Consider the following 19,907-nt stretch of genomic DNA (forward strand, 5'->3'; position numbering starts at 1 on the left):
GTTTATGCGGTTTCGGGATGAAGGGGGGCGCCGGCGCGCGGCGTGCCGCCACGGCGCACGTCGTAGCGAACGACGAGGTCGCGCGCGGGGCCCGGTTCGTGCCGCTGCCCGAGCCACGCGGTGCGGCCGATGCCCTGCGGCGCGCCGAGCGCGATCGCCGGCACCGCGTCGGCCGCGAGTTCGAGCTGCACGTCCCAGTCGAACTCGATGCCGACGTATTCGCGCACCCATTGCGCGAGCTGCCGGGCATGCGGGCCGCCCGGCAGGAAACGGCGGTATGCGTCGAGCGACAGCGGGCCGAGCACGATCCGGAAGCGCGACTGCGCATCGCGCACCGCGATGCCGAGTGCGACGGCGCCAATACGCAACGTCGGCCGCGTCGCGCGGATCGCGCAGCGCTGCGAGCGCTCGATCGCGACCCATTGCGGCACGTGCTCGACGATGCGCGCCTCGACACCGAAATGCCGGCGCAGGATCTGCACGAGCCCTTCCGGGTTGCGCGTGTGCCGCACGAGATGGCCCGCATGGAAATAGCGCGCATGCGGCGCGAGCGTGTCGGCGCCGGTGTCGGCGTTCGCGGCCGGCTTGTCGCCGTGTGCCGCCCGCCCGATCAGGCTCGCGACATAGCCGTCGAACCGTGCGCGCTCCGGGCGATCGAGACTCACCGTCGGCTGCGCGTCGGCCCACGCGCGATAGAACAGCAGGATCAGCCGGTGATGGAACAGGTCGGCGAACGCGGCAAACGTCGGGTCATCGTGCTGCGCCGCGCGTTCGTGCGCGTATTCGGTCAGGTGCGTCGGCAGCGGCCCGTTCGGGCCGAACAACCCGAACCCGTGGATCGCGATGCGCGGCGGCATGCCACTGCCCTCGTCGCTTACGCCGGCCAACATCGACGCCGCGAACGCGAGCGACGGTTGCTGCCCGAGCCGCGCCGGTTCGTCGCGCGGTCGCGCGGCATGGCCGAGCGGCGCGCGGCCGGGCGACAGCGCATCGAGCCAGCGCAGCGCCTGGAACAGGTCGTAGCCGTGCGGCGCGGCACGCAGGCGGGCCCACCACGCATCGCGGCGTGCGGCTTCGGCGGCGGGCCCGGCACCCGGTGACATATCGCGCTTCATATCGCGGGCCGCCTGCCGATGCGCGCCGGCCAGTGCGCAAGCGTGCCGCGCTGCGCACTGGTCAGCACGCATTCGGCGAACGCGTTGATCGACACGTGGCGCGCGAAGAACTGTTCGAGCACCGCGCCGAGCAGGAACGGACTGTCGCCGGAGAACGCGTGGTCGTCGACGGTCACGTCGACCTGCACGCCCCGCCCGAACATCAGCGGGCCGGATGCAGGCAGCCGGCGGAACACCGGCGAGAACGCCACGCGCAGCACGCCGTCGATCTGCCGGCGCATCGCGGCATCGGCCGGGTCGGCGTGCAGGCCGAGCAGTTCGCGCAGCGCGTGCGCGCCCTCGTCGTCGTCGAGGTCAGTCAGCGTGTGGCGTGCGAGCCCGAGATGGCGGATCAGCCGCCACGCGGTTTGCGCATCGGCGATCGGCGGGCGCGGCCGCGACGGGCCGCGGATCGAGACGATGCTTTCGACCGGGGCCGACACGCGCAGCGTGAACGTGTTCGCAACGCCGGGCGGCTGCAGCAGCACGAGATCGCGGTTCGTGCAGAGTGTGTCGGCCGCCAGGTAGCGCATCGTCTCGTCGTACGGCGCGCACTGGCCGTCGACGAGCGACACGTAGGTCTCGCTGCCGACGTAGCCGGTGCGCGTGCCGTTCGCGCGCGCCTGGGAAGAGACCAGCCTTGGTTCGCGCCGCACCGTGTAATACGCGCCGTGATTGCCGTCGTCGCTCGCGAACGACGCGTGAAATGGCCGGAATTCGCGCGACTGGCCATCGTCGCGCTGTTCGCTCGCGAGCCGCTGCACCGCATAGACCTCGTAGTCGAGCGGCCGGCTGCGATCGACGACGACGTGGTGCTCACGCGCGCCCGGTTGCAGCGGAATTCGGTCGGCGCGACGCGCGAACAGGTTCACGGCCGGGGTGCAGTTCAGCGCGAGGTGTTTCGCGCTGACGGCTGCTTCGAGCGCCGCGTCGTGGCGATCGAACAGCACGGTCAGCTCGCATTCGTCGCCGGTCGCACGTGCGAGCGCGGCGCGCAGCCCGCCGATGCTGAAGAACAGGAAGCGAGCCGGAAACGCGAAATACTCACGCAGCAGCCGGTAGCCGTGGAAGCTGCGGCCGTCGTCGGGCAGGATCGCCTGCGCGGGATCGAAACCCTCGTGGACGATCGCGTCGGCATCGAGCGTATGCAGCCAGCGCGGCGGCTGCGCCGGATCGTGGCACACGACGCCGAGCGTATGCGCGGCGACCAGTTCGAGCAGGTGCAGCGCGTCGCGCTCGGGGCCCGCGAGATGGAACGTCAGCCGGTCGAGCGGCAGTTGCGACAGCTTCGCACCGCCGCGCGCCTTCAGCCGGATGCGCAGCGCGCCGCGCACGTCCTGCCGCGCCACGACAGCGCCGCGCGGCAGCCATGACGGCGCGCCGGTCACGGTCGCATCGGTCAGTTCGAGCGGCCACAGTGTCAGGTCGTGCGCGGTGCGGAATTCGCACGCAGTCTGCTCGGACGCGGCCGGTCGCGCGCGCAGCGCGGTGCCGGCCGGCAGTCGCCAGCCTTGGGCGAGGCTGCCTTCGTTCAGCATCGGCGCGAACCGCACGATCGCCATCGACGGCAGCGGCGCGATATAGCCGGGATACACCGCATCGAGCAGCGCCTGGGTGAAGCGCGGAAACTCGGCGTCCATCTTGAGCTGCACGCGCGCGGTGAGGAAACTGAAGCCTTCGAGCAGACGCTCGACGTACGGGTCGGGCGGCCCCGAGTCATTGAGCCGCAGCCGCGCGGCAACTTTCGGGAACTGCTGCGCGAATTCGCCGCCGAGCTCGCGCAGGTACGCGAGTTCGCGGTTGTAGTAATCGAGCAGGCGCGTATCCATCGCGTCAGGCCCCCGCCACGGATTGCAGCGACATCGCGCCCGTCTCGAGATCGAGGTCGGAGCGCAGCAGGAATTCGAGCGGATGCGGGATCGACCACAGCGTGCCGCGGATCTCGAACAACAGCACGTTGTGGCGCCGTTCGCCGGCGCGACCGCCGGGCGCGTCGGTCACGCTGCGGACGTCGACGCTGTCGGGCGCGATGCGCGGCTCGAAGCGGAGGATCGCGTCGCGGATCGACGCCTCGACGGACATCCGCTCGACGCCCGACATCGGCTTGCCGACCAGCGGCCGCATCCCGTAGTTGAGCACCGACGCCTGCGCCTGCGCGAACGCCGACCAGTCGACGAAACCGTCCTCGGCGTTGCGCGTATTGAGCAGCCACGCGAGATCGCGCAGCACGGCCGTGCGCAGGCGTTCGGTGCCGATCCACTGCGCGCCGGGCGCTTCGGTCGCGCGCTGCGGCGTGTCGTCCGTGAGCCGGTCGAGCAGCGCGGGCTGGAGCCGGTCGCGCAGGTTGCCCTCCCGGCCGTCGCGGGTTCGCGGGTCGTCCATGGTTATCTCCGCGCCGTCACATCTCGGTGTTTTCCTTGATGTTCCAGCCGACGGTCACCTCCGCGCCCTTGCCGCCGTTGTCGTTCTGCTGCCAGTACTGCTTCTTCACCTTTGCGGCCTGGAAGCCGTAATGCATCATCAACCGGTCGGCGACGTCGCCCGGATCGATGCCCGCGACCTGCGCGGACGTGACGAGCACCTCCTGCAGCGTCACGCGCATGAACTCGACCTGCGTGCCGCCCGTCTTGCACGCGGAAATCTCGACCGACGAAAGGTGCTTGCCGTTCGCGCAGTTCTTGATGATCGCGGGCGCGCCCTTGTCCATGTACGCGGCGACGACGAGATCGTTGAAGCTCGCCTTGCCCGCATTGCCGCCGCTGCCGCTCGCCATCGCGCCCGGCTGGCTCGCGCCCCACGTGAACGACTGGATGTCGGTCCAGCCCTTGTGCTGTGCGTCGGCCGATTCGCCGGTCACGCCGTCCACCTTCATAAACATTGCCACGCCCATTGCCGTCTCCGTTTCAGTGCGATGTCAGGATGAATGCCGCGTTGAATGCCGATCGTTGCCTGCCCCGCCGCTCACTCGTTGGCCGCCTTCGCGGTCGGCAACCGCGAGATGAGCCGCAGCGATACGGTGAGCCCTTCGAGCTGGTAGTGCGGTCGCAGGAAGAACTTCGACGTGTAGTAGCCGGGGTTGTCCTCGACCTCGTCGACGACCACCTGCGCGGCCGCGAGCGGCTTGCGCGCCTTGGTTTCCTGCGATGAATTGATGGGGTCGCCGTCGACGTAATTCATGATCCAGTCGTTCAGCCAGCGCTCCATGTCGTCGCGTTCGCGGAACGAGCCGATCTTGTCGCGCACGATGCACTTCAGGTAGTGCGCGAAGCGGCAGCACGCGAACAGGTACGGCAGGCGGCCGGACAGCCGCGCATTCGCGGTTGCGTCGGGATCGTGGTATTCGGCCGGCTGGTACAGCGACTGCGCGCCGATGAACGCCGCGAAATCCGAGTTTTTCCGGTGCACGAACGGCATGAAGCCGTTCTTCGCGAGTTCGGCCTCGCGGCGGTCGCTGATCGCGATCTCGGTCGGGCATTTCTGGTCGACGCCGCCGTCGTCGGTCGGGAACGTGTGGCTCGGCAGCCCTTCGACCGCCCCGCCCGATTCGACGCCGCGGATCGACGAACACCAGCCGAACTGCTTGAACGAGCGATTGATGTTCGCGGCCATCGCGTACGCCGAGTTCGCCCACGTGTAGCGGTCGTGGTTCGCGGCGTCGGTGTCTTCCTCGAAATCGAATTCGTCGACCGGGTTGGTGCGCGCGCCGTACGGCAGTCGCGCGAGAAAACGCGGCATCGCGAGGCCGATGTAGCGCGAATCCTCCGACTGCCGCAGGCTGCGCCATGCCGCGTATTCGGTGTTCTGGAAGATCTTCGTCAGGTCGCGCGGGTTCGACAGCTCCTGCCACGAATCCATCTGCATCAGCTCCGGCGACGCGCCGGCGATGAACGGCGCGTGCGCGGCGGCCGCGATCTTCGACAACTCTCCGAGCATCTCGACGTCGGGCGGGCTGTGGTTGAAATGGAAATCGCCGACCAGGCAGCCGAACGGCTCGCCGCCGAACTGCCCGTATTCCTCTTCGTAGATCTTGCGGAACAGCGGGCTCTGGTCCCACGCGACACCCTTGTAGCGCTTCAGCATCCGCGCGACCTCGTTGCGCGACGCCGGCAGCGCCTTGATTTTCAGCAGCTCGTCGGTCTCGGTGTGCGTGACGAGGTAATGCAGCCCCCGCCACGCGCCTTCGAGCGTCTGGAACTCGTTGTGATGCAGGATCTGGTTGATCTGCTCGGACAGCTTGCGGTCGATCTCCGCGATGATCTGCTTCACGCTGCCGTACGCATCGGTCGTCATCCCGACCGTATGTTCGAGTGCCTGCTGCGCGAGCGTGCGCACCGCGCGCTCGACCGACTCGCGCGCCTCGGCCGTCTTCGGCTTGAACTCCTTCTGCAGCAGCGCGGCGAATTCGTCGTGCGCGACGGCCGGTTGCGCGGCGTCGCGCGCGTCGACGCGGGATTGAACGGGATCATTCATCGCGGGCCTCCGGTTGGATCGCGTCGCTGCCCTGCACGGGTGCATGCGGCTCGCGCACGAGCGTCTTCAGCAGGTCGGGATCGTTGATCGCGCGCTCGATCAGCTGCTCGGCGCCGTGCTTGCCGTCCATGTACGACAGCAGGTTCGACAGCTCGGTACGCGCCTCCAGCAGCCGGCGCAGCGCGTCGACGTTGCGTGCGATCGCGGCCGGCGAGAAATCGTCGATCTGCTCGAACGTCATGTCGACGTTGAGCATCCCCTCGCCCGTCAGCGTGTTCGGCACCTGGAACGCAACCCGCGGCGCGACCGATTTCATCCGCTCGTCGAAGTTGTCGACGTCGATCTCGAGAAACTTGCGCTCCGGCAGGTCCGGCAGCGGCTCGGCACGCTTGCCCGCCAGGTCCGAGATCACGCCCATCACGAACGGCAACTGCACCTTGCGTTCGGCGCCGTAGGTCTCGACGTCGTACTCGATCTGTACGCGCGGCGCCCGATTGCGCGCGATGAACTTCTGTCCGCTGCCCGCCGCCTTGGTTCTGTCCGTCATCGTCCACTCCTTCGCATCGATCAGGTTGCGCAGTCCGTCGTCGCCGCCCGCATGGCGGCGGCTTTGGTTCGTTTCATTCGCTCCTCTCGCCGCTCAGCAGGTCCAGCTTCGGCAGGCTCTCCGGCGCGAGATCGCGGATGATTTCGTAGAAGTCGAGCGCGAGCAGCCGCTGCGCACGCCGCAGCAGCAGCGGCGCCGGATGGCTCGGCTCGTGCTGCTCGAAATAGCGGCACATCTTGTCGAGACCGATGCGCACGTCGTCGCGGCTCGTGACCTCGGCGTCGCGCCATGCGTGGGCGTTCGGTATCCCCGCGGGTGCGGTTGTCGTTGCTGCGGGGCCGGCCTGTGAGGCGTCGCCGGCCGTGGCCGGCTGCATGTCGGGTGAGGCCGTTTGCGGCTCGGGCAGCGGCACTTCTCGCACGATCCGCTGCAGCGCCTTCTCCGCATCGCCTTCGTCGGGCGCCCATTCGCGGCCCAGCTTGTCCGTCACACATACGCGGATCGCATCCAGCGCATGTAGTGCCGCGCGCGCCGCGTCGAGCGGCGTCGTGCCGTCGCCGCGCGCGGCCGACAGCGCAGCCAGCAGGCCGTCGCGGCTGCCGGCCACGGGGCCGCCGGTGTCGTCGCGGCCGTCGAGCAGCCGTTCGGCGTCGCGCACGCTCGGCCCGCCGTCGAACAGCGGCTGGCGGCGCGCCGCGCGCGCGCAGTCATGCGCGCCGGCCACCTCGGCGAGCGCGTTCATCCGCAGCGTCGGGTCCGGTTCGCCGTCCGCGTCGAGCCGCGGATGCAGGTCGTCCCAGCGGCGTTCGAGCAGGTTGGCGACGAGCGCGAGCGCATCCGCATAGCCGGGAATGCCGTGCTGCTCGGTCCAGCTTCGCGCGAGACAGGCGATGACGCGCAGATCCTTCGTGCGCGCGGACAGCGCGAGCGCGAGCCGCTCGACCGCGCGCCAGTCGGGCGCCTCGGCCGGGATCACGGTGTCGCCGTATTGCTGCTCGGCGCGCGGCGTCGCTTGCGCCTGCAGTTGCAGGAACTCGGCGTCGTATTCGAGGTTCGCGCCGCACGGCGCATCGGGCGCGACATCCGCGAGCAGCTGGCCGATCAGGCCGGCGCGCGGTGTCGCCGGCATGCCGGGCGGCGCCGTGGACAATGCGGCGGCGGCCAGCGCCGCCTGGCTGACGTCATTCGAATGCATAGTCGATGTTGACCGGTTTGCTGCCGAAGTCGATCGCCACGGTGCGGTGCAACGGCGGCAGCGAGCCGTTGCGGATCTCGATCACGTAGACGCCCGGCGTCAGCGATACCGAACGTAGCGGCGGGCTCGCGCCACGCCGCGCGCCGTTCACGTAGATGTCACCCCAGGGACGCACGTTGAAACGCACCTGCACGGTTTCCTGCACCTTCGGCGGACGCGGCTGTCGCTCGGCAGGCAGCACGTTCACGGTGGCGACCGCGGTGTCGGTTTCCGGCGGTGGTTTCGGCGTCCGGGTTGGCGCAGTCGCCGGTATCGCGGCCGCTTCCGACGGCGGCACGGTGACGACACGCTCCGACGCATCGAGGCTGCCGGCGGGTGCGATGGCGGAACCGGAACCCGCTTGCGACGGGGCCGGGTTCGTCACGGTGGTTGCAACCTGTGGCGCGGCCGCGGCGGCCTCGACGGCAGGCGCGCTGGCCTGCGCCGCCGCGACGGGGGGCGGCGGAACCTGCGCGGACGATCCGGCCGGCAGGCTGGACGGCGGCACGACGGCCGGTGTCGGCCCCTGCTGGGCCAGCGCGGTAGCCGGCATGCTCGCGGGCGGGGACGTGCCGGCCTGCGGCTGGCTCGCGACGGGCGCGGGCTCGTCGGCGACGCGGGCGGGACGCGACAGATAGGTCGCGGCGAGGCCGACGGCGATCAGTGCGACGAACGCGCTGCCGACGTAGACAGGCAGACGGCGGTTGCGCGTTCCGGTGCGTGCCTGGCCGCGTTGGGCACCGGCAGGCATGGCTGCGCCGCCCGGTGACGATGCCGATGCGGCGGGACGCGGGGCGGCCGGGCCGGCGGCGCCGGCGGCCGCTGACGCGTTTGCATTGCCCGAACCTGCCGCACCATGCACGCCGATGTCCGGGGCAGTCCTTGCGGATCGTGTACTGGCTTCGCCCTGTGTGTCGGCGCTTGCAGCGGGCGGTTCTTTCTCTCGTTGGACGTTTCCGAGCGGTGCGTCGGATTCAGCCGGTTTCGCAGCCGGCCTGGACGCATGCGATTCGGACGCCGCGAACTTGCTCGCAGCCGCAATCGCCGCGCCTTCTGCGGCCGCTTTGGACGTCGATGGCGCATCATCGGCCACCGGCTTGGCGCCGGACATGCCAGACGACGCGGATGCCGTGTTCGTAGGCGTGGACAGCGGGTCCGCTCCAGCAGGCGTCGGCGCCCGCTCATCCGGCGCAGCGTTGCCCGAGGCGGTCCCGCCCGCGCCAACCGACGCCGTGGCGGCAGCCGGTGCAGTGCCGAGCCCGGCAGACGCTTCACGCTTCCCTTCCCAGCTCGTGCCCGCATCGCTCACGGGCGGCGCGACCGCCGCGCCATATCCGCCACCCGTCCCGAAGTCCCGCAACCCGAGCTCGACCGCGAACGCGGCAACCGACTCCGGCCGATCCGGAATCCGCAACTGCAGCGCATGATCGACCGCCGCGAGAAATGCCGGGCTGTACACCTCGCCGGCCGGCAGTTCGCGCGACGCGAGCGGGCGGTACGTGTCCTGGATGCTACGCACGACGGCCGCGGGCGGGAGTTCGCCGGTGATCATCGCGTGCATCACCGCGCCGAGCGCATAGAGATCCGTCCAAGGCCCCTGGCTGAACGCGGGATCGTCGGTGTACTGCTCGATCGGCGCGTAGCCGGGCTTGATCATCATCGCGCCGTCGTCGACCAGATCGCCGATCCGTTTGCGCGCCGCGCCGAAGTCGAGCAGGATCGCGCTGCCGTTCGGGCGGATCAGCACGTTGTCGAGCGCGACGTCGCGATGGAAGCACTGCGCGCGATGCAGCGTGTCGAGCGCACCGAGCAGCGCGCCGACGATATTGCGCAACTGCGTCTCGCTGATCCGCATCCCGCCGTCGAGCAGTTGCTTGAGCGTGCGCCCTTCGTAGAACGGCATCACCATGTACGCGGTGCCGTGGCTTTCCCAGAAATGCAGGACCTTGACGAGCCCCGGATGATCGAACTGCGCGAGCAGGCGCGCTTCGTTGAGGAACGCGCCGCGCCCGGCGTCGAAGGCCTGCGCGAACCGCTCGGAGCGCAGCGACACCGTATAGTCGCCGCCGCGCGTGGCCAGCATCGACGGCATGTACTCCTTGATCGCGACCGCGCGCCGCAACGTGCGGTCGAACGCGCGATAGACGATCCCGAAACCGCCGATGCCCAGCACCTCGTCGAGCTGCAATTCGCCCAGGCGATGGCCGAGCGGCAGCGGCCGCACCGTGAATTCGGATGCGTCGCCGCGTGTCGCCGTGTCGTGCTCGTTGTCTCTCGATCCTGCGTCCTTCATCTCCACCACCTCTCGAAACTGCGTCCTTTCCGCCCGCCGCGCCCGGCGGCCCGCCGTCCGTCGGCCGGGCCGCTAGCCGCCGCCGAACAGCGTCAGGAACAGCGCGTTGTCGGGCGTGCCCGTATGCGCATGCGTGCGCAGCGGCGATCCGTCCGCGCGGTTGGTCCACCAGAAGCTGGTGCCGCCGTGCGGATCGAAGTAACCGGACAGCCCCGGCCACGCGGCCGGTGCCGGCCGTTGCGGCGGCGGCGCCGGCATGCCGGCGACGAGGTCGGCGTACGTGTCGTCGCCCGGTGTGAGCCGCACGCGCTCCAGCATCTGCTCGAGGTCGCCCGGCGCGCGTGCATGGCGGATCGCGTCGAGCAGCGCCTGGCCGACCTGCCAATAGAACGTGTCGGCAACGTCCGGCAATGCGTTCCAGTAATCGGCCGCGCGCATCGGCAGCGTGACGATCACCGGGTAATAGCGCCCCACGCGATCGCAGCTCGGCGCGAGGCAGCCCGGCTGCACGCACGACGCGCCGGCGCCCGCCGGAATCAGGAAATTCCAGACCGGCGCGACCGTGTAGTGGCGCTCGATCTCGCCCGCGCCCTGCTGGCGCATCGCGGCCATTCCCTGCTGGAGCCAGCGTTCCCACCACAGCGCGAGCGCATGCGGCAGCCGGCTGTTCACGAAGTCGCCGGCGCCGGGAATCTTCCCGTACCAGGCCGGCGCATCGCCGTCGGTACGCGTGAACGGCGGTGTCGGGCTCATGGCTTCGGAGGGCATGTAAAGGACTCCATCTGGGGCAGCCTGAACGGGTTGCGGACACTGCCCGCATTCACTTGCAGCACGATCGGTTTGCCGTCGACCGTGAACCGCGCAATCATCTGGTCCGAGCCGCGCCCGGCCGACACGCCCGCGCGGTCGAACAGCCGATGCAGCGCCCATGGCCCGTCGGTCGTGAAGCCGTCGGTCGCGCCGGCCTGCCCGGACACCTGCAGCCGCACCTGGTTGCTGCCGCGCGGGCCCGGCCAGTCCACCGCGCTCTGCACGAGCGGGCCGTGCGCGTAGCGGACGATCTGCCCGTCGACGTCGAGCACCATCTCCGTGATCGACGGGTCCATTTCGAGCGGCTGGATCTGCACCTTCAGCTGCTCGGTGCGCGCACCGCCGCCGAAGTAGACGTCGCGAATCACCGCCGCCTTCTCGAACGAAGAAAGCATCGCGGCGGCCGACGGATCGGCGTCCGCATTGCGGTTCGCGAAGCGCCACGGATGCGACGTCGTATCGACGATCGACTGCAGGTTCTTCTGGAAGAAGTCGTCCATCAGGCCGCCGGGGGCGAACATCTGCGCGAAATCCGCCGGCGCGACGTCGCGCGACGATCCGCGCGCGAACGGATAGCGGCCCGCGATCGCCTGCCGGCAGAAGTCGCCGACGTTCGCACCGGCCCGCGTCGCGACGCTGCGCTGCTCGACGGTCGCGACGCTGCCGTTCGCGACGTTCGACAGGTCGTCGAGCACTTCGCGGAACGGTGTCGGCAAGCGGCCGGCCTGGGCGCGCAGCTTGGCGGGCGCGTCGGACGGCGGCGGTTGCGCGCCGCTCCTCAGTGCGTCGTCGGTGGCGGTGAGGTACGTGTACAGCGCGTCGATCGACTTCAGCACGTCATTGAACGCCTGGGCCTGGTCGCCGCTGCCCGGCGCGAACGCGCGCAGCCCGGCGAAGTGGCTGTCGACGATCTGCTCGGCGCTCGCGGGCGCCGCCGCGGACGCGCTCGCGCTCGAATTGCTTCCCTGGCCCGCGAAGATCTGCGACAGCGAGCTGCGCGCCTCGTCGACCTTGTCCTGCGCGCGGCCCGCGAGAGTGCGGGCCCCACCCGGCGCATCGCCGAGCGCCGTGTCGCGCGCGAGCGCGACCATCAGCCGCGTGAGCGGCGAATCGGCGGCCGACAGCGCGCGCGCCACCTGGATGCTCTGCGCGAGCGTCGCGGTGCGTTGCAGCTTGATGTCGGCGAGATAGTCGTCCCAGATCTTCAGGTAGTCGTTCAGGTACAGCTGGCGAATATCGCGCGCCCACGCGGCCGCGTCGGTCGGCCCCGGAATCTCGGACAGCCCGAGGTTCAGCACCCACACTTCCTCGCGCCCGTAGGCGTCGACCTCGCCGGCCAGGCGCGGCGCGAACACGTTGCGATAGCCGTTGCGCGTATAGAGCCCCGGCACGCCTTCCGACAGCGGCTTGCCGCTCTGGCGGCGGAACACCAGCGAAGCGTCGGGACCGACCGCCCGCGCGACGCTGAAGTCGAACGCGGAGGTGGCCGGCCGCAGCGTGAGCGTGAGTTGCCGGTACAGCCGCTGCGAGAACGGCGCCTGCCGCAGCCGGTCGCGCACGTCGGCCACGAGCCGCTCGTTCATCGGATACGGCGACACCGCGACACGGTTGCCGAACAGCGCGGCGAGATGCGCACGCAGCGCGGTGCGTTCGGCCGGCGAGAAATCGGGCGGCAGCGCGCGTTCCATTTCGAGGTCGACGACGGCCTGCACGAACGCGGGATCGTAGTGCGCGCTGTCGTACAGCATCAGATACGCCTTCAGCGCCGCATACGCGTATTCGGTCTCGTCGGGCCGGGCGTCGCGCAGCGCGGCCTCCATCCGGCTCGCGGCGATCGGCAGCAGCACGTCTTCGAGCGCGCGCCGGTACACGGCGTCGACCGCTTCGTCGATCTTCTCACCCTGGAACAGCCCCCATCGATACGCGAGCGGCGGATGCTGCAGGTCGGTGCCGCCCGCATTCGCGAGGTTGCCGAGCGCGTCGAGCACGGGCAGCAGGCGGGCGACGTCCGCCGCATCGGAGAATTTCGCCCCGGCGATCTGCGCATCGACGGCCGGCACGCGCGCGGCGATCTGGTCGAGATACGCGCGATTGTTCGAATAGCTGCGCAGCCACGCGACCAGCACGGCCACGCACGCCAGCGCGAGCAGCACGTAGCCGGCGATCCGCAGCACGCGCCGCTTCTGGTGCCAGCGCAGGTCGCTGCCGGCGAGCGCGGCTTCGCGGAAGATGTGTTCCTGAAGCAGGGACTTCAGAAAGAAGCTGCGCCCGGTCGAGCCGACCTGCGCGACCGGCGGCACGCCCTCGATCTTCAGGAAACGCTTGATGCCGCTCATCACGCGATCGAACGCGGTGCCCTCCTGCGTGCCGCTCGTCAGGTAGACGCCGCGAAGCATCGGCATCGGCTCGTAGCTCGACACCGAAAACACCTCGGCGACGAACTGGCCGAGCATGTCCTGCAGGTCGGCGATCTGCTGCGGCAGCAGGTACGTCATTTCGCGCTGGCGCGCATCGGTCTGCGCGGCGAGCAGTTCGGGCAGTCCGTCGTTCAGCCGCTGGTGCAGCAGCCGGTATTCGCGGTCGAATGCCGCGCGCAGGTCGAAACCCGGCGCCTCGCTTTGTGCGAGCGGGAACGTGAAACCCCACACCTGCGCACATTCCGTGCGGCCGTAGCTGCTGAAATACTCGGCGAAGCCCGCGAGCAGGTCGGCCTTCGTCACGAGCAGGTACACGGGAAAGCGAATGCCGAGCTGCACGCGCAGTTCGAGCAGCCGCTTGCGCAGCACCATCGCGTGCTGCGTGCGCTCGGCCTCCGACGCACCGAGCAGGTCGGCGACGCTGATCGTCAGCATCGCGCCGTTCAGCGGTTGGCGCGTGCGGTATTTCTTCAACAGGTCGACGAAGCCTTTCCACTCGGCCTCGTCGAGCGCGCGGTTGCCCTCGTGCGTCGTATAGCGGCCGGCCGTGTCGATCAGCACCGCGTCGTTCGTGAACCACCAGTCGCAATGCCGCGTGCCGCCCACGCCGCGAATTGCCGCGCGGCCGAACTGCTCGGCAAGCGGAAAGCTGAGCCCGGAATTCACGAGCGCGGTGGTCTTGCCCGAGCCCGGCGCGCCGATGAACACGTACCACGGCAGCTGATACAGGTACTGGCGCGACATCCGGTCGAACCAGCGCGGCAGGTCCTTGCGTATGGCGTCGGCCTGTCCGAAGCGCGCCTTCTTCAGCAGCGTCGCTGCTTCGTCGAAACGGCTGCGCAACTCGTCGAGCTGCGCTTTCGCCGGATCGCCGGCGGCGGCCGGCCCGGGAGCGGCCTCGCGCAGCTGGTTCAGCAACTGCGCGTTGAGGCGGCCGGCGCGCCAGCTGCGCCACGCGACGCGTGCGCCCCACGCGATGAACAGCACCGCGATCGTCAGCCCGCGCGCCCAGCCGCTTTCGAGCGGCCGGACCTCGGCGAACGCGAACAGCGGGCCTGCGAGCCACACCAGGCACGCGAGCACGACGAGACCGGCGAAGGTCCAGATCGCCCGCGACGGCAACGGCCGGACGAAACGCGCGACAGCCTGGTTCATGGTCAGTTGGCCCCCTGCGTGGGGCTCGCGCCGACGGCGGCGCTGCCGGGCGCCGGCAGCAGCGTGATCTCGACACGCCGGTTCAGCGCGCGGTTCGCCGATGAATCGTTCGGTGCGACCGGGTCGAGCGTGCCGCGTCCTTCCGCCGCGAGCCGTTCCGGATGGTCGAGCCGCGCGGCGATCATGCCGCGCACGGCTTCCGCGCGTTCGCGCGACAGGTCCCAGTTCGACGCGAAGCGTGCCGTATGCACGGGCGTGTCGTCGGTATAGCCGGTCACGCGCACGTTGCCGGGCACCTTGTTCAGCGCATCGGCCACGCGCGCGAGCACCGGCACGTAGCGGTCGATCACCGACGTCGAGCCGGACTTGAACAACCCGTCGCCGCGCAGCACGATCACGCTGCGATCGGCAGCGTCGCGCACCGATACGAGACCGGCCGCGATCTCGGGTTCCAGGAACTTCGCGATGCGCGGCGCGGGCGCCGGGCGCGGCGGCGCCTGCGCGGGCTGCAGCTTCGGCACGTGCAGCGCGTCGATCGACGCGAACAGCCGATCCGAATGCCCGGCGAGCGCGATCCGCAGCCCGACGAACACGCCGAAGCCGATCAGCAGCGCGAGCGCCACGCACACCCACAGCGGCACGACGACGCGGCGCGCGACGTCGCGCGTGACGACGTCGCGCCAGTGCGGCGACAGCGCGGGTTCGAATTCGCCGCGCACCGAGCGGATCGTCTGCGCGAGCTGGCGGCGCAGTGCGTCGAGCTGCGCGTGGCCGTTGTCGAGCACGCGATAGCGGCCCTCGAAGCCGAGCGCGAGACAGAAATACAGCAGCTCGAGCAGGTCGAGATGCTGGCGCGGCTGCTGCGACAGGCGTTCGAGCAGGTGGAAGAATTTCTCGCCGCCCCAGGTCTCGTTGTGGAACGACACGAGCAGACTGTGCGACGACCACACGCTGCCGCCCCACGGCGTCAGCGCGGCTGCCTCGTCGAGCGCCGTGCACAGGCAGTAGCGTGCGCCGATGATCGCTTGCGACGGCACGCCGGCTTCCTGCGCACGTGTCTCGAATTGCCGGATCTCGACGACCAGATGCTCGCGCAGCCACGCCGGATTCGGGTGATGGACGGTCGAGCGGATCTGCGGCACCAGGTTGAGCAACGGATTCGCGGCCGCGACGAGCGGATTCGTGCCGCTCGCGGCCCAGCGTCCGGGGCGCGGCTGCGTCGCGGTCGGGCCGGCCGCGCCCGCCGCGGCTGGATGCACGCCGCCCGGATTCGGCGGCACGAATCCGCCGGCGCCGGGGGAGATCGAATCGGAGGTGGAATGCATCGCGTCGCCCCGCCCTTACCCGCGTATCGCCCAGAACTCCATCGAGAGCCCAGGGAATTCACCGGCGAAATGAAATGCGAGACCGCCGGAGCGCGCCAGCTGCTTCCACAGGTCGCTGCCCTTGTCGATCTCGAAGTACGTATGGCCCGCGTGATACGGGATCTGCCGTGGCGCGACCGGCAACTGGCGCATCGTGATGCCCGGCAGCTGCAACTGCACGAGATCGCGGATCCGCTCGACCGGCCCGAGCTTCGCCTGCGCGGGAAAACGCGCGCGCAAGCTGTCGGCCGGCACGTCCGCGCGCACCGCGAGCACGAAGCCGGCCGTGTCGCGCAGCGCCGGGTCGGCCAGCGTCGCGACGCGGATGCCGTTGCCCGCATCGCGCAGCTCGATCTGGATCGCGTTTTGCTCGAGCACCGTCGACAGCGATCGGCGCAGCTCGGTCATCAGCTCCGCGAAGCTCGTGCGCAGGTCATCGTGTACGTAGACCGCGAGCGACTGCGGGCGCCGGCCGGCCGCCGTGAACGTGCTCAGGTCGCACGCGAGCTTGAGCCAGTCGCAGAACAGCGTCTCCGGGTGCGTCGCCACGTGTTGTTGCGCATGCCAGGTCAGCGCGAGATAGCGGTTCACGAGCTGCAGCAGCAGGAAATCCGCGACTTCCGACACGCCGCCGCGCCCGGGCTCGGACAACCGTTCCGCAAGCGCTTCGCTGCGTTGCGTGAGCAGCCCGTGCAGCTCGCGCGCATAGGCCAGCAGCACGGCGTCGTGCTGCGCGACGAGGCGCGGCGGAATATAGCCGTTGTCGACGAGCAGCCGCGCATCGGTGCGCCGCTCGACGATTCGCGCAACGCCGAGTGCATGCCAGTCGCCGGTCAGCTCGGCTTCGAGCATCAGCCGCACGTTCAGGCGGCCCGTCTGCAGCAGCGCGGGGCCGAGCGCGACCGCGTTCGCATCGGCCACTTCGTATTCGCGCACGACGTATCGCGCGACATCGGCCCCGCCGTTTGCAGCGCTCGAAGCATTGCCGCCACCTGCATTTGCACCTGCGCCTGCACCGAACGACACCTCCTCGCCGCCGCCGCGCCACAGCGGCAGCGCGAGCACGACGAGTTGATCCTTCGCATCGGCGGGTACGTCGAGTGGTTCGGGGAGATCGTCCGGATGGGACAGGTCGAACGGCGTGCCGTCGCGCATCACGCCCGACGCGGTGCGCAACGCGACCTTGCCGAGCGCCAGTTGCTCGCGATCGAGCTCCAGCGTGTCGAAGCCCCAGTAGAAGCCTTGCAGCGGCAGGCAGCGCAGCGCGACGTAGCGTTCCCAGTGCCGTTCGAGCTGCTGGAAATGCTGCGGCCGCAGGAACATCCCCTCGGTCCACACCACCCGCTGGCGGAGCGCCGCGACCGGCGTCGCGGACATCGTCGGTTCGGTCATGGGCGCCCCTTCGCATCGTTCAGCGCGATGCCGCCATTACGCACGGCGATCGACAGCTTCAGCTCGCCCGGCGACGTCTGCCAGAACTTGTAGAGATTGAGCTGCTTCGCACGCGGCAGCGGCACCGTCAGCCGCCAGCGGTTCCTTTCGAGCATGCGGTATTCGGCGACCACGCCGATCGCTCCGGCCTCGACATTGCCGCGATAGTGCAGCGTGCGCGACTCGCCCGGCCGCAGGATCACACGGTCGGCGCCCAGCAGATCCGCGCCGAGCACGTTTTCCGGCTTGTCCTGCAGCGAGAAGAAATCCGCACTGTCGAACGACGCCGCCGCGCGGAGCTGGAACACCTTCAGCACGATCGGCGAGGGCTTGCGGTTCATGTCCGGGTTGACGTCCGGCGCAACGTCAACCGTGATCGCATACGGCACCGCCGCGGCGCGCTCCGTCGCACCGCACCCCGGCAACAGCATCACGCATCCCCATACGATGAAACTGCTCGACCGCCATTGCATATTCCACCCTCGCCACACAATAGCCACACACCGGTTTTCAATTTTCAAACCGGATGATCTGATTGAAAAAGGGACAATTAATTAGTCGGTAATTGTGTAGCCAGAATATCCATCCATTGCAATTTCTGTCGGCAAATTCTTCTTGCAAAAAGCCGGGTCATATCATTCAGTGTGTTTGAAAGTCGCTTTGGCGAGACGATGGCCAATTGAATTGATGTTGGTAAATTAATGGCAAAATTAATCCGACCGGTGCGCGTGGGCGGCCCGGTTCCATGGCGTGGACACCTGTCGGATGGGCGCGGGGCTCAAGCCGGCCGGCTGTCGAGCAAGAGATGCTCGCGACGCCGGTGGTGTGTCAGCCTATTCGTTTCGCACGAACGGACGGTCTGGTTTTTCGGGCATTGACGTGCGCTGACCAAACAACTGACGAATCCGAAAAACACAGCGAACTATAGGCCGTTTTTCCGGTTTAACAAGCACTGAAATTCGTAGTCGATTCTGCATTCATGTGGAAGCGAATCGGCGAAATGAAACAAAACGTAACAGCGGGTTCAATGCCGATGATTGGCACTAGAATCCAACAGCGCTTGTGTGCACCTTCCAATTACGCCAATATTTAATTTCAATAATGAAAGGTCGATCATCGCTCGTTCTTTTCCTCGGCGCATGGTTGCTGGGGGCCGGCGGGTGCGGTACGTCCCCGACACCGTCGGCTGCACGCGCGACGGTCGAGAGTGCACGCGCCGCGTACGACAGCGGCGACTACGGGCGCACGATCGCGCTGCTGAGCCACGCGAAGGAGATCGACAGCGCCGACACCGACACGCAGGTGGCCGCGCACAAGCTCCTCGCGTTCAGCTATTGCGTGACGAACCGCATCACGCCGTGCCGCGCCGAGTTCTCGAAAATTCTCGACCTCAACCCGCGCTTCGACTTGTCCCCTGCCGAGAGGGGGCATCCGATCTGGGGGCCCGCGTTCGAATTCGCGCGCCGCAGGCATGCGTCGTCATCCTGATCGAACCGGTTTCCACGCGAGCGCTACACCGAGCGACGTATGACATGCAACTGATCGTGATCGAACATGCCGGCGAGCCGGTCGAAAACGACTGCTACGACGCCGTCGTGTTTCATCCGCCCGGCGGCACCATCGGCCGGGCCAGCGACAACCATCTCGTGTTGCGCGACGACACACGCCAGATATCGCGGCTGCAGGCGCTGCTGCAGGTCGGCGACGACGCGTGCCTGCTGAAGAACCTGAGCAGCGTATCGACGATCGAGGTGAACCGCGAGCCGGTCGGCTATGCGCAGGAGCGCCCGCTCAACACCGGCGACATCATCCGCATCGGGCCGTACGTGCTGCGTGCCGAACGTGACGATGGCGGCGATCGAGACGATGCACCGGTCATCGACATGGCGACCGATACCGGCATGCACGTCGATACGCAGGCGCCGGCACGCGCTTCAGCGGCCCCCATGCAAGCAACGTCTTCGCGGGTCGATACGAAAGGCGCCGGCAACCGGCTGTGGGGGCTTCTCCAGGATCGTCTCGCGCCGCGCGGCAAGGCGGCGGACGCCGGCACACGACCAGGCGGCCCCGCACGGGCGGACGCCGCCCAGCCGGCGAATCGCGCAGCGCAGACCGAACCGCCCGCACCATCGCAGCGCGACCTCAGCCAGTTGTCGATCGATCCGCTCGACCTGTTCGCGCAGTCATCGGGCGATATCGGCACAACGGGCGTCGCGCCGCAGGCCGATCGTGGCAATGCGGATCGCGAAGCACCGTCCACGACACAGGCCGACCATGCGCCCGAGTGGACGCACCACGTGCGTGTGCAGCCAGCTGCCGCGCGCGCCGCCGATACGCGGCCGGCCGATGAACCGGCGTCGCATGCCGCGCGCGCGCCGACGCCCGATGAACTGCTGAGCGCGTTCTTCGAAGGCGCCGGGCTGGATACGGCCGCCGAGTCGCATCAGTGGTCGGCCGAACAACTGTTCATCGCGGGCCAGTTGCTGGCGCTGTTCGCGAACGGCACGGTCGAGCTGCTGTCGTCGCGCAGCATCCTGAAGCGCGAGGTGAAGGCGCACATGACGATGCTGCTCGATCGCGAGAACAACCCGCTGAAGCTGCTGCCGGACGGCGGCGCCGTGCTGCGGCAGATGTTCGGGCTGCCGCTGCCGGGCTTCATGTCGCCGCAGAGCGCGGTCAGCGACGCGTTCCAGGATCTGCATGCGCACCAGATCGGCATGGTCGCCGGCATGCGCGCCGCGTTGATGGACCTGCTGACGCGCTTTTCGCCGCAACGCCTGCGCGAGCGTGACGACGCGATGCGCTGGTACGAGAAGCGCGTGCCCGTGCTGTACAAGGCGAGGATGTGGGATCGCTACGCGGCGACCCATCGCGACACGGTGTTCGCGATCGAGGACGATTTCGCGTCGGTGTTCGGCAAGGCGTTTCTGGCGGCGTACGACGCGGAAGTGGAAAGCTATCGCGGCAGCGGCCGGCATTGAGCGTCGAACGGCACGCCCGCCATCGGCAATCGGCGATGCGTGCCGACGATG

Annotated in this window: 15 protein-coding genes; 2 read left to right on the forward strand and 13 right to left on the reverse strand. The window is 68.9% G+C overall.

Features of this window, described 5'->3' with window-relative positions; genetic code table 11:
• Positions 1 to 2: 2 nt before the first annotated feature.
• The 13 genes from tssG to tssJ all read right to left on the reverse strand — a co-directional run bounded on the left by tssG (position 3) and on the right by tssJ (position 17,348).
• Positions 3 to 1,115, reverse strand: a complete 1,113-nt coding sequence (gene tssG / locus ACPTTC_RS25755; protein ID WP_423394461.1) for a type VI secretion system baseplate subunit TssG — start codon at positions 1,113 to 1,115, stop codon at positions 3 to 5.
• A complete protein-coding gene (gene tssF, locus ACPTTC_RS25760) occupies positions 1,112 to 2,983 on the reverse strand; it encodes a type VI secretion system baseplate subunit TssF (protein WP_423394462.1) in 1,872 nt (623 codons plus the stop codon). Before tssF ends, tssG begins: the two co-directional genes overlap by 4 nt.
• 4 nt (positions 2,984 to 2,987) lie before the next feature.
• On the reverse strand, positions 2,988 to 3,536 hold the full coding sequence (gene tssE, locus ACPTTC_RS25765) for a type VI secretion system baseplate subunit TssE (protein WP_423394463.1): 549 nt from the start codon (positions 3,534 to 3,536) through the stop codon (positions 2,988 to 2,990).
• 16 nt (positions 3,537 to 3,552) lie between these two features.
• Positions 3,553 to 4,044 (reverse strand): Hcp family type VI secretion system effector, encoded by a 492-nt coding sequence (locus ACPTTC_RS25770; protein ID WP_027791618.1) that lies wholly within the window; start codon positions 4,042 to 4,044, stop codon positions 3,553 to 3,555.
• Between the two features lie 71 nt (positions 4,045 to 4,115).
• On the reverse strand, positions 4,116 to 5,624 hold the full coding sequence (tssC, locus tag ACPTTC_RS25775) for a type VI secretion system contractile sheath large subunit (RefSeq protein ID WP_423394464.1): 1,509 nt from the start codon (positions 5,622 to 5,624) through the stop codon (positions 4,116 to 4,118).
• Positions 5,617 to 6,171: a type VI secretion system contractile sheath small subunit gene (tssB, locus tag ACPTTC_RS25780; protein ID WP_423394465.1), complete on the reverse strand. Its 555-nt coding sequence runs from the start codon at positions 6,169 to 6,171 to the stop codon at positions 5,617 to 5,619. Before tssB ends, tssC begins: the two co-directional genes overlap by 8 nt.
• A 73-nt stretch (positions 6,172 to 6,244) precedes the next feature.
• Entirely contained in the window at positions 6,245 to 7,300 is a 1,056-nt protein-coding gene (gene tssA, locus ACPTTC_RS25785; RefSeq protein WP_423395716.1) for a type VI secretion system protein TssA, read from the reverse strand.
• Between the two features lie 52 nt (positions 7,301 to 7,352).
• Positions 7,353 to 9,698: a protein kinase domain-containing protein gene (locus ACPTTC_RS25790; protein ID WP_423394466.1), complete on the reverse strand. Its 2,346-nt coding sequence runs from the start codon at positions 9,696 to 9,698 to the stop codon at positions 7,353 to 7,355.
• A 72-nt stretch (positions 9,699 to 9,770) separates the two neighbouring features.
• Positions 9,771 to 10,466 carry a type VI secretion system-associated protein TagF gene (gene tagF, locus ACPTTC_RS25795; protein ID WP_423394467.1) on the reverse strand — a complete coding sequence of 232 codons (696 nt, stop codon included), beginning with the start codon at positions 10,464 to 10,466 and terminating at the stop codon, positions 9,771 to 9,773.
• Positions 10,448 to 14,080, reverse strand: coding sequence for a type VI secretion system membrane subunit TssM (gene tssM, locus ACPTTC_RS25800; RefSeq protein ID WP_423394468.1), 3,633 nt, complete (start codon positions 14,078 to 14,080; stop codon positions 10,448 to 10,450). Before tssM ends, tagF begins: the two co-directional genes overlap by 19 nt.
• 2 nt (positions 14,081 to 14,082) lie before the next feature.
• Positions 14,083 to 15,405, reverse strand: a complete 1,323-nt coding sequence (locus ACPTTC_RS25805; RefSeq protein ID WP_423394469.1) for a DotU family type VI secretion system protein — start codon at positions 15,403 to 15,405, stop codon at positions 14,083 to 14,085.
• 15 nt (positions 15,406 to 15,420) lie between these two features.
• Entirely contained in the window at positions 15,421 to 16,836 is a 1,416-nt protein-coding gene (gene tssK, locus ACPTTC_RS25810) for a type VI secretion system baseplate subunit TssK (protein WP_423394470.1), read from the reverse strand.
• Complete coding sequence (gene tssJ / locus ACPTTC_RS25815; protein WP_423394471.1) at positions 16,833 to 17,348, reverse strand: type VI secretion system lipoprotein TssJ; 516 nt, start codon at positions 17,346 to 17,348, stop codon at positions 16,833 to 16,835. Before tssJ ends, tssK begins: the two co-directional genes overlap by 4 nt.
• A 628-nt stretch (positions 17,349 to 17,976) precedes the next feature.
• On the opposite strand from tssJ, the gene ACPTTC_RS25820 reads away from it, so the two are divergent.
• Both ACPTTC_RS25820 and tagH read left to right on the forward strand, forming a co-directional pair.
• The gene (locus tag ACPTTC_RS25820; RefSeq protein ID WP_226194627.1) at positions 17,977 to 18,363 is read left to right on the forward strand and encodes a TssQ family T6SS-associated lipoprotein; all 387 of its coding nucleotides are present in this window, start codon (positions 17,977 to 17,979) and stop codon (positions 18,361 to 18,363) included.
• 44 nt (positions 18,364 to 18,407) lie between these two features.
• A complete protein-coding gene (gene tagH, locus ACPTTC_RS25825; protein WP_423394472.1) occupies positions 18,408 to 19,856 on the forward strand; it encodes a type VI secretion system-associated FHA domain protein TagH in 1,449 nt (482 codons plus the stop codon).
• Positions 19,857 to 19,907: the final 51 nt, after the last annotated feature.

Origin of the sequence: Burkholderia mycopellens (assembly GCF_964265025.1) — a bacterium.
GTDB lineage: Bacteria > Pseudomonadota > Gammaproteobacteria > Burkholderiales > Burkholderiaceae > Burkholderia.